Source organism: Streptomyces sp. NPDC059567 (genome assembly GCF_042735655.1).
In the GTDB taxonomy this organism is placed as follows: domain Bacteria; phylum Actinomycetota; class Actinomycetes; order Streptomycetales; family Streptomycetaceae; genus Streptomyces.
In genome coordinates, this window is sequence record NZ_JBHWBS010000056.1 from 33,597 (window position 1) to 39,660 (window position 6,064).

At 75.1% G+C, this 6,064-nt stretch carries 5 protein-coding genes; 3 read left to right on the plus strand and 2 right to left on the minus strand.

The window, feature by feature from the left end; all coding sequences use genetic code 11:
* Nucleotides 1-303 precede the first annotated feature (303 nt).
* Nucleotides 304-711 (plus strand): cobalamin B12-binding domain-containing protein, encoded by a 408-nt coding sequence (locus ACFVZW_RS23475; protein ID WP_260229324.1) that lies wholly within the window; start codon nucleotides 304-306, stop codon nucleotides 709-711.
* Between the two features lie 345 nt (nucleotides 712-1,056).
* Here ACFVZW_RS23475 and ACFVZW_RS23480 read toward each other — a convergent pair whose 3' ends face one another.
* Both ACFVZW_RS23480 and ACFVZW_RS23485 read right to left on the minus strand, forming a co-directional pair.
* Nucleotides 1,057-2,643, minus strand: a complete 1,587-nt coding sequence (locus ACFVZW_RS23480; RefSeq protein ID WP_384524429.1) for a DUF5691 domain-containing protein — start codon at nucleotides 2,641-2,643, stop codon at nucleotides 1,057-1,059.
* A gap of 38 nt (nucleotides 2,644-2,681) precedes the next feature.
* Nucleotides 2,682-4,052, minus strand: coding sequence for an SWIM zinc finger family protein (locus tag ACFVZW_RS23485; protein ID WP_384524432.1), 1,371 nt, complete (start codon nucleotides 4,050-4,052; stop codon nucleotides 2,682-2,684).
* 140 nt (nucleotides 4,053-4,192) lie between these two features.
* On the opposite strand from ACFVZW_RS23485, the gene ACFVZW_RS23490 reads away from it, so the two are divergent.
* Together ACFVZW_RS23490 and ACFVZW_RS23495 are read left to right on the plus strand one after the other, a co-directional pair.
* Entirely contained in the window at nucleotides 4,193-4,609 is a 417-nt protein-coding gene (locus tag ACFVZW_RS23490; protein ID WP_384524435.1) for a hypothetical protein, read from the plus strand.
* Nucleotides 4,610-4,719: 110 nt separating this feature from the next.
* Nucleotides 4,720-5,922, plus strand: coding sequence for an AAA family ATPase (locus ACFVZW_RS23495; protein WP_384524438.1), 1,203 nt, complete (start codon nucleotides 4,720-4,722; stop codon nucleotides 5,920-5,922).
* The last annotated feature ends 142 nt before the right edge of the window (nucleotides 5,923-6,064 follow it).

A 6,064-nucleotide genomic window follows, 5' to 3' on the forward strand; every position in this document is an offset into this window, starting at 1 on the left:
GCCGCCCCCCCCCCCCCGGGCGGGGGGGCCCCCAGGGGGGGGGGGGGGGGGGCGCCCGGGGGGGGGGGGGGGGGGGGGGGGGGGGGCCCCCCCAACCCCGTAGCGGCTCCCTTGCGCACGGCCCGATTGAGGCTGGTGGGCCCGGTGTGGAGGGCCCGGGAGGGTCCGGCGCAGGCGAACAATGTCCCACCGTGTGATTTCCCCCTCGCCGGCCTCCGCGAAACGGTCACGTGCGGGATGCTGGCGATAACGTTCGTTCACCTCCCCGGCAAAGACGCGCGGGGGTCGCATGTGGAGGCAGTGATGGGTGTGACCGGTCCGATCCGCGTGGTGGTAGCCAAGCCGGGTCTCGACGGCCACGATCGCGGGGCCAAGGTGATCGCGCGGGCACTGCGTGACGCCGGCATGGAGGTCATCTACACGGGGCTGCACCAGACGCCGGAGCAGATCGTGGACACGGCGATCCAGGAGGACGCCGACGCGATCGGTCTCTCCATCCTCTCGGGCGCGCACAACACGCTCTTCGTGAAGGTCCTGGAGCTCCTGAAGGAGCGCGACGCGGAGGACATCAAGGTCTTCGGCGGCGGGATCATCCCGGACGCGGACATCGCGCCGCTGAAGGAGAAGGGCGTGGCGGAGATCTTCACGCCGGGCGCGACGACGGCGTCGATCGTGGCCTGGGTGAACGCGAACGTCCGCGTCGCGGCGTAGCCCCTGCGGGGGTCTCGGGGCGGGGGCATTCGGGCGGGCGCGGGCGGGCTGGGCCTGCCGACCGCAGGGCGGGCGCCTGGCCCGCTCTGCCCCCGGGGTGCTTGCCCGGCACATCCAGCGCCTGCGGAGCCACCCGAAGGGCAGGTGGGGCCGCGACGTCCCGCGGGCTCCTGTCCCCCGCCTCCCGCGTGGCTCACAGGCAGCTCGGCCCGGCGGCACGTCGGGTGTCCACACCGCTCGGCCCGTCCCGCCCGGCCGCTCGGCCCGTCGGCCCGAGCCGCCAGGCCGTCGCCGGGGCGGGGGCCGTGTGGAGGGCCGTGGCGGGCGGCCGCCATGGCTGTCCGGCTACCCCGCCAGTTCCGCCCGCATCGTCGCCCGTAGGCGCAGGGTCGACACCAGGCGCTGGAACGCCTCCGACCAGTAGCTTCCGGCTCCTGGGGAGGCGTCCTCCGGTTCTGCGGGGAGGGCGGTCAGGGACTCCAGCTGGGGCGCCGCGTCCGGGGACAGGCAGCGCTCCGCGAGGCCCATCACCCCGCTGAAGCTCCAGGGGTAGCTGCCCGCCTCGCGGGCGATGTCCAGGGCGTCGATCACCGCGCCGCCCAGCGGCTCCGCCCAGGGCACCGTGCACACGCCCAGCAGCTGGAACGCCTCCGACAGACCGTGGGCCGCGATGAACGAGGCGACCCACCGAGCCCGTGCCTCGTCCGGGAGCGTCGAGAGCAGCTTCGCCCGCTCCGCGAGCGAAGCGATGCCGGGGCCGGTCGCCGGCGGGGCGGCCGGGGCGCCGAGCAGGGCCCGGGACCAGTCGGCGTCCCGCTGCCGTACCGCCGCCCGGCACCAGGCTGCATGCAACTCCCCCTGCCAGTCGTCGGCGACCGGAAGGGCGACGATCTCCTCGGGCGCCCGCCCGCCGAACCGCGCCTTCCAGCACGCCAGCGGCGCCGACTCGACCAGCTGGCCCAGCCACCACGACCGCTCGCCGCGGCCCGCCGGCGGGGTTGCGATCAGTCCGTCCCGCTGCATCGCCTCGTCGCATTCGTGCGGGGCTTCGACGACGACGGTCTCGGCCCCCTTCGTACGGTCCAGCGAGACACAGGACGAGGCGCGCCGCGCCATCCGGCCCGCGAGCGCCGAGTCGGGCAGTGCGGAGAGCAGCTCGGCGGCCGTCGAGCGCACATTGCGACTGCGGTCCGACAGGGCAGCCTCCAGGAACTCCTCGTCCGCGCCGGAGAGTCCGTCCCGCAGCGAGTCCAGGAACATCAGCCGGTCCTCCGCCCGCTCGGCGGGCCATGTGGAACGCAGCAGCTCAAGGGCGGCCGCCGGGTCCTCGGTCCGTACGGAGGCGAGCAGCGCGACCCGCTCGGCGAACAGCCCCTCCTCCCACAGCTCCCGGACCGCCTCGCCGTCCCGGGGATCCGGGAGCGCCGAACTCCCTCCGGCGCCGCGCAGGGCGAACTTCCACTCCGGGTTCATCCGGGCCAGCCACAGCCCGCGCGGCCCGGCGAGCGCGAGGGCCTGGGGCCGCAGATCGGTCCGGGCGCGGGCGGCGTCGAGGAGGGCGGGCAGAGCCGAGGCAGGGGCCTTGTAGCCGTGGTCGTTGGCGGCGGCGAGCCACTGCGGGAGCAGCTCCGCGAGGTCGGGCGCGGCCCCGCGCCGCCCTCCGGACGGCGCGGCCGCGGCGCGGCCCGCGAGGAGCTGGGCGAGGCGGTGGCGGGCGGGCTCGGGCAGGGGCCTGCGGGCGTCAGCGGGCGCGGGCTCCGGCGCGGGGACGGCGGGCCCGGGCCGCAGCCCCGCCCTGCGCCGTACGGTGTGCAGCACCGCGGCGTCCAGCAGCGCGACGGGGGCGCCCCCGCCCGCCCGGTCGGGGAGCGCGGGCGGCCGGCGGTCGGTACCGAGCAGCGCCGAGGTGACGAGTTCTTCCCAGGCGTCCATGGAGGTCCTCCAGGCTGTCGTCGGGCGGTCGTGCGGACTCAGTGGAGCGGGACCGTCTCTCCGGGGGCGTCGGCGGACCAGGCGGCGAGCGGGGTGAACCCGCGGTGCCCGCACTCCCCGAAGACGGTCACCGGCCCGCCTCCGGAGAGCGCGGCGAGCCGCCACAGGCCCGGCCGCCCGAGCGCGGGACCGCTGAGCGGCAGCGCCTCGCCGCCGCCCGCGACCGGTGACGCGTCGGCGAGCTGCCAGCCGTGGTCCGTCGGTATGGGGACCACATCGGCGAGCGTCACCGGCCAGGAGTCCAGCCAGGGGTCCTCGCGCAGGGCGAGGCCGTAGGCATGGAGCGCGTCCCCGACCGTGCCGCCGCGGGGCGGGGCGTCGAGCGGGGCGGGCGCCGAGAAGAGCTCGCCCAGCTCGGCCCGCAGCGCGCCCGCACCCGCATGCGGGGTGAGCGCGGCGTCGACCGTCACGCCCACCGGAAGGCCCAGTTCGGGCGCGCGCCCCATGGCTCCGAAGGAGAGGAGTAGCGCCGTGCGTCCGGTCTCCCTGCCGTGCAGCCAGATGCGACGCGTCGTCAGCTTGCCGTCCGTGGAGTCGTACTGCGCGAGCACCAGCCAGCGGTCCCGCACCGCGGTGCCCTGCACCGGAGCGGGCAGGCCCACCCGCGTGCGGACGGTCGCCGCCAGCGGGCCGGGGAGCCGGTCGACGGAGAGCCAGGCGCGGTCGAGGAGATGGGTCAGCGCGCACTCCTCCAGGAGCCGGACCGGCCAGCCCGGTCCCGAGCCCGGTATCGATCCCAACTCCCTGACCCGGCCCGCGAGTCCGGGGGCCTGGGCGTCGACCATCCGGGCCGCGGTCTCCTCCCACAGGCCGTATCCGGACTGCTCGGCCGAGGCCAGTCCGCCCCGCAGCAGATCGGCGAGCCGCTGCTCCAACTCCTCCGCGCCCGCCGTGATCCGAGCGGCCCGGCGCTCCGCCCGGCGGCGCGCGGCCTCGGGGTCGGCGGTGCCCGCCCGGCCGGAGCCGTCCGCCTCACGGGCCCGTACGCCCTCGGCGCGCTTGCGTCTGCCCTCCAGCCACTGCTCCGCCCAGTCCGGCGCGTCGCCGCCCCCGACGTCCGCTCCGTCCGAGGCCCAGAGCAGGAGCAGGCCCAGCGCGTGCTTGCACGGGAACTTCCGGCTGGGGCAACTGCACGAATACGCCGGGCCGGTGATGTCGACGACCGTGCGGTACGGCTTGCTGCCGCTGCCCCGGCACAGACCCCAGACGGCCCCCTCGCCGCTACCGCCCGTACCCGACCACGGCCCGGCCGTGCCGAGCTTGCTTCCCGCTCTGCGTGAGGCATCGTCAGGAGCCAGAGCCAGCACCTGATCCGCCGTCCAGCGCACCCCCTGTGTATCCATGCCCATGACGGTAGGGGGACCCACTGACAACGATCCTGACCTGCGGTTTCGCGCGCTCCCCGCCGACGCGGCGGGGTATTTGACTTTACCTTCCCTTTACGATTGTGTGCGGGGGACAACCACCGGAACTCCCTGGGGGACACCTCATGAAGCGCACCATCCGCACCGCCGTCTCGGTCCTCGCCGTCACCGGCCTCGCGTTCGGTCTCGGCGCCTGCTCCGAGGCCGCGGACAAGGCCGCCGACCAGGTCGACAAGGCCGTCAACGAGACCTACGAGGTCACGTACGAGGTCACCGGCAAGAACATCGAGTCGATCGAGTTCCACGGTGGCAGCGGTTCGGGCATGGAGCCGAAGCTCGAGAAGGAGACCAAGCCGGCCACGCCGTGGACGAAGACGGTGACGCTGAAGGGCATCATGCCGCCGGCCGTCATGCCGCTCTCGCTCGACCCGGCGGCCGACATCACCTGCAAGGTCATCCACAAGGGCAAGGTCATCAAGGAGGCGAAGGGCGAGCAGGCGATGACCGGTGGCTGCGTCGCGGTCTCCCCGATCGCCGGCTGACTCCCGTCCGAGCGTGCGGACTTAGCCTCTGAACTGCGGCGACGGCCGATTGTCAGTGGCGTGGTGCACGGTGGATCACACATCAGGTCGAACGATCTGGAGGGGGATCCATGACCGTGCCCGAAACCATCACGAGCGCCGTCCCCGGTGCCGGAAGCGTCACCGGGGCGGCCGCACCGACCGCCGCGGAAGCCGGGATCGGAGCGGGCGGCGACACCGGCGTCGAATCCGGCGCCGAGGCCCTGCGGCCCCACGCCGAACACGCCTTCGCGGACGAACTCAAGGCGCTCGCCGCCGCCGACGACCGGCCGCGGCCCGTCCGTTGGCAGCTCTCGCCCTGGGCCGTCGCCACCTATCTCCTCGGCGGCACCCTGCCCGAAGGAACGGTGATCACACCGAAGTACGTCGGGCCGCGCCGGATCGTCGAGGTCGCCGTCACCACACTCGCCACCGACCGCGCACTGCTCCTGCTCGGCGTGCCCGGCACCGCCAAGACCTGGGTCTCCGAACACCTCGCCGCCGCCGTCAGCGGTGACTCGACCCTGCTGGTGCAGGGCACGGCCGGGACGCCCGAGGAGGCGATCCGCTACGGCTGGAACTACGCCAAGCTGCTCGCCCACGGCCCCAGCCGGGACGCGCTCGTGCCCAGTCCCGTCATGCGCGCGATGTCCCAGGGCCTGACCGCCCGCGTCGAGGAGCTCACCCGCATCCCCGCCGACGTGCAGGACACGCTCATCACGATCCTGTCCGAGAAGACCCTGCCCGTGCCGGAGCTCGGCCAAGAGGTGCAGGCCGTACGGGGCTTCAACCTCATCGCCACCGCCAACGACCGCGACCGCGGGGTCAACGACCTCTCCAGCGCCCTGCGCCGCCGCTTCAACACCGTCGTGCTGCCCCTGCCGGCCACCCCTGAGGCGGAGGTCGACATCGTCGCGCGCCGCGTCGACCAGATCGGCCGCTCCCTCGACCTGCCGGCCGTCCCCGAGGGGGTCGAGGAGATCCGCCGGATCGTCACCGTCTTCCGCGAGCTGCGCGACGGGGTCACCACCGACGGCCGGACGAAGCTCAAGTCCCCTTCGGGGACGCTGTCGACGGCCGAGGCCATCTCCGTCGTCACCGGCGGCCTCGCCCTGGCCGCCCACTTCGGCGACGGCGTCCTGCGCCCCGCCGACGTCGCCGCCGGCATCCTCGGCGCCGTCGTCCGCGACCCGGCCGCGGACCGTGTCATCTGGCAGGAGTACCTGGAGACGGTCGTCCGGGAGCGCGACGGCTGGAAGGACTTCTACCGCGCCTGCCGCGAGGTGAGCGCGTGACGACGCCTTCGACGGTGACGGCCGGGGGGGCGCCCCCGGGGCGCGCGGCCCCCCCCCCCAGGGCCGCCCCGGGGGGGGCGCCCCCCACCGCCCGGGCCGCGCCCGCCCGGCCCCCGCCACGGCGGCCGCCGCGCACCGGGCC